Annotated in this window: 3 protein-coding genes; all 3 read left to right on the top strand. The window is 61.8% G+C overall.

The window, feature by feature from the left end; translation table 11 throughout:
• Positions 1–8: 8 nt before the first annotated feature.
• Entirely contained in the window at positions 9–683 is a 675-nt protein-coding gene (locus Q0331_RS03680; RefSeq protein ID WP_298074978.1) for an MBL fold metallo-hydrolase, read from the top strand.
• Positions 684–705: 22 nt separating this feature from the next.
• Entirely contained in the window at positions 706–2046 is a 1341-nt protein-coding gene (gene hisS / locus Q0331_RS03675) for a histidine--tRNA ligase (RefSeq protein ID WP_298074976.1), read from the top strand.
• A 256-nt stretch (positions 2047–2302) separates the two neighbouring features.
• On the top strand, positions 2303–4027 hold a 1725-nt coding region (locus Q0331_RS03670; protein ID WP_298074974.1), incomplete at its 3' end, for a bifunctional UDP-sugar hydrolase/5'-nucleotidase.

The raw sequence follows: 4027 nt of genomic DNA, 5'->3' as shown, positions 1-4027 counted from the left end.
TTAGTGGCATGAGCACAGACGCAACCCTCCTGCCGGAAACGACGCAGATCCTTTCTTTTCCTGCCGGCCCTTTCGAAACCAATTGCTATGTGGTGATTGATGGTTCGGACGCCACCAGCGGGGAAAACTCCCCGGCGGTCGTTATAGACCCGGGTTTGGGTGCCTTTGAGAACATCCAAAGGCTCGCCGACGAGCACAAGTTCTTCGTCGAGAAGGTCGTGCTGACCCACGGGCACATCGACCACATCCGCGACGCGGGAGCGTTCGGGGTGCCGGTGTACGTTCATGAGTTGGATCGCTTCATGCTGGAGATGGATCAGGCGGCCAGCCCGCTGGCGCAGCCTTTCGACGTGGCCAACATGCCCGCGATCGAGGACATCCGTCACCTGGGAGATTCCATCAGCATCGGTGGCGCGGAGTTCGAGATTCACCACATGCCGGGCCACTCGCCGGGGCATGTTATGTTCCGCGTGAATGGACTGATCTTCGGCGGTGACGTGCTGTTCCGCGGGGGAGTGGGCCGCACCGACCTTCCAGGGTGTTCGCCTGAGGACATGATGCTGAGCCTCAAGAAGCTCACCACAGATTTCGCCGACGAGGACATTGTGCTGCCGGGCCACGGCCCGCACACGACCATCGGGGAAGAAAAGCGCACCAATAGCTTCCTGGCGGCAGTGCAATAGCCGTTTAGTAGACTGTTCTCTTGTGACTGAGAGCGAGAAGAAGCAACAGAAGCCCCAGAAGGCTAAGGCCGGGAAGTTTAAGGCGCTGAGTGCGCCGAAGGGCGTGCCGGACTACGTGCCGCCGACATCGGCGGAGTTCAAGGCTGTCAAGGATGCGTTCACCTCTGCCGCGCACGCCGCAGGCTACGAGCACGTGGAGCTGCCGATCTTCGAGGAGACCTCTCTGTTCGCCCGTGGTGTTGGCGAATCTACCGACGTCGTGTCGAAGGAAATGTACACCTTCGCCGACCGAGGCGGCCGTTCGGTGACTCTGCGGCCGGAGGGCACGGCGGGCGTCATGCGTGCCGTCATTGAGCACAACCTGGATCGCGGGCAGCTACCAGTAAAGCTGGTCTACAACGGCCCCTTCTTCCGCTACGAGCGACCGCAGGCCGGCCGCTACCGCCAGTTGCAGCAGGTGGGCGTGGAAGCCATCGGCGTGGACGATCCGGCGCTGGACGCCGAGGTCATTGCACTGGCGCACCGCTGCTTTAGCTCCATTGGCTTGAACGGCTTCCGCCTGGAGCTGACCAGCCTGGGCGACTGGGACGACCGCCCCGCCTACCGGCAGAAGCTGCAGGACTTCCTGACCACGCTGCCGCTGGACGAGGAGACTCAGCGCCGTGCGCAGCTGAACCCGCTGCGAGTACTGGATGATAAGCGCCCTGAGATGCAGGAGATGCTGGCCGAGGCTCCCTTGATGCTGGACCACCTCAGCGATTCCTCCCGCGAACACTTCGAGACCGTGACCGGGCTGCTGGACGACCTGGGCGTGGGGTACACCATCAACCCGCGGATGGTGCGCGGCCTGGACTACTACACGAAGACCTGCTTTGAGTTCGTACACGACGGCCTGGGCGCGCAGTCTGGTATCGGCGGCGGCGGACGCTACGACGGCCTGATGGCGCAGCTGGGCGGACAGGATCTTTCCGGAATCGGCTTCGGGCTGGGAGTTGATAGGGCGCTGCTGGCGCTCGAGGCGGAGGAGAAGAGGGCGTCAACAGGAAGAAGGGTTGATGTCTACGGCGTGGCACTCGGCGCGGAGGCCAAGCGGCGCATGGTGGGCATCGTGGACGACCTGCGCGAGCGCGGGGTCGCCGCCGATATGTCCTACGGCGACCGCGGGTTGAAGGGTGCCATGAAGGGTGCCGACCGTGCCGGTGCACTGTATGCCCTGGTGCTGGGCGATAAGGAGCTCGCCGAGGGGACGGTGACGGTGAAGGATCTCGGCGCTCATGAACAGCACGAGGTGGATCTGGCCGCAGTCGTGGAACTGCTGGCCGAGAAGACGGAGAAGACGGCAGGCGCTCAGCAGAACGGCTGAGTACAAGGCGGAAGTAACACCGGCCACATACTTACCCTCGCGTAACACCACGCGGGGGTATTTTTGGTTAATTAAAGATTAATAGTTTCGTTACCTGGCGTGAAGTACCAGGTCGAGGCCAGGTTAGGGACAAACATTGGCGAGACAACAACAGCTAACAGTGGTTAGCTCTCCCACGTTGTTACACGCCCCACGCTGTGCAACGTGCTGACGTTAAAACCTTTCGATTTTTAGCTTTCAACGAGGAGAAACCAAAGTGTTCAAGCTGTCTCGCCGTAGTTCCCGCGCTGTCATGACCATGACCATGGCGCCGACCCTGGCCCTTGCTGGCCTGAACGTCCCCGCCTATGCCGCTGAAGCCGATCAGGTGAGCCTGAACATCCTCGGCATCACTGACTTCCACGGGCACTTTTCCCAGGCCAAGAACCGCAAGGACGAGATTAGCGAGCCCGGCGCGGCCGTCATGGCCTGCTACATCAACAAGGAGCGCGAGGCTAACCCGAACACCAGCTTCGTTTCCGCAGGTGACAACATCGGTGGTTCTCCCTTCGAGTCTTCCATTCTGGAGGATAAGCCGACCCTCGACGTGCTGAACGCGATGGGACTGGAGGCCTCCGCAGTGGGCAACCACGAGTTCGACCAGGGCTGGGATGACTTGAAGGATCGCGTGGGCGTGAACGGCGACAAGCTGGCAAAGTTCCCGTACCTCGGTGCCAACGTCAAGGGCAGCGACATGGCGCCGTCGGAGGTCGTTGAGATGGACGGCGTGAAGGTCGGCTACGTCGGCACCGTCACCGCGGACACCCCGAATTTGGTTTCCCCGGCTGGCATCGAGGGTCTGAGCTTCGATGATGCGGTTGAGGCCACCAACGTGGAGGCTAAGCGCCTGAAGGAATCCGGCGAGGCAGACGTCGTCATCGGCCTGGTGCATGAGGGCATGGACAACTCCAAGTTCTCCGACAAGGTGGACGCGGTCGTCGCCGGCCACACTCATGTGCTGCGCAAACTGGACGGCTCCCCGGTACTGGTGCAGCCGTCCAACTACGGCATGGATTTGGCCGACATCGACATCGTCTACGACAAGGCAGAGAAGAAGGTCGTGTCTGTCACCGCCGAGAACCGCAGCACCAAGGACATGATGGACGTTTGTGGCGACACTCCGGATGAGGAGGTGGCCAACATCGTGTCCGCGGCGAAGGACGCAGCGGCGATCGAGGGAGAGGAGGTCGTTACCACCCTGAAGAACGACTTCTACCGTGGCGCAAACTCCGACGGCGCATCCGGCGGTAACCGTGGCACCGAGTCCTCCCTGAACTCCATGATCGCGGACGCCACCCTCTACGGCGTGAACAAGCTCACTGATCTGAAGGCCGACTTGGGCGTGATGAACGCCGGCGGCGTGCGCGAGGATTTGGCCTCCGGCGACGTGACTTTCGCCGAGGCATTTAAGGTTCAGCCCTTCGGTAACTCCCTGGGTGTAGTGGAGATCACCGGTGAGCAGCTGAAGCAGGCCCTCGAGCAGCAGTGGAAGCCGGGCCAAGACCGTCCGATGCTGGCCCTGGGGCTGTCCGAGAACGTGCAGTACGCATACGACCCGGATGCCGAGCAGGGCAAGCACATCACCTACGTTTCCGTCAATGGTGAGCCTCTTGATCCGAACAAGAAGTACCGCGTGGCTGGCTCCAGCTTCTTGCTGACCGGTGGTGATAGCTTCGATGCGTTTGCCGAGGGCGAGTTCCAAGACGCGGGCCAGATGGACATCGATGTGTTTAACCGCTACCTGAAGGACAATAAGGACATTGCCGTGCGTCCGAACCAGACCTCCGTCGGCGTGCAGCTGTCCGGCGCGGCCGTGGAAGAGGCGCAAGTTTCCGACGAATCCCTGCGTGGCAGCGTGCTGGCTCCGAAGAAGGCCATCACCGTCAACCTCAGCTCCCTGGCCTACACCGGCAAGGAAGAAAAGCCGACTACGGCGACCGCC

The organism is uncultured Corynebacterium sp. (assembly GCF_937999985.1).
In the GTDB taxonomy this organism is placed as follows: domain Bacteria; phylum Actinomycetota; class Actinomycetes; order Mycobacteriales; family Mycobacteriaceae; genus Corynebacterium.
The sequence above is the reverse complement of the archived record's forward strand: the minus strand, read 5'-3'. Positions and strand labels throughout refer to the sequence as shown.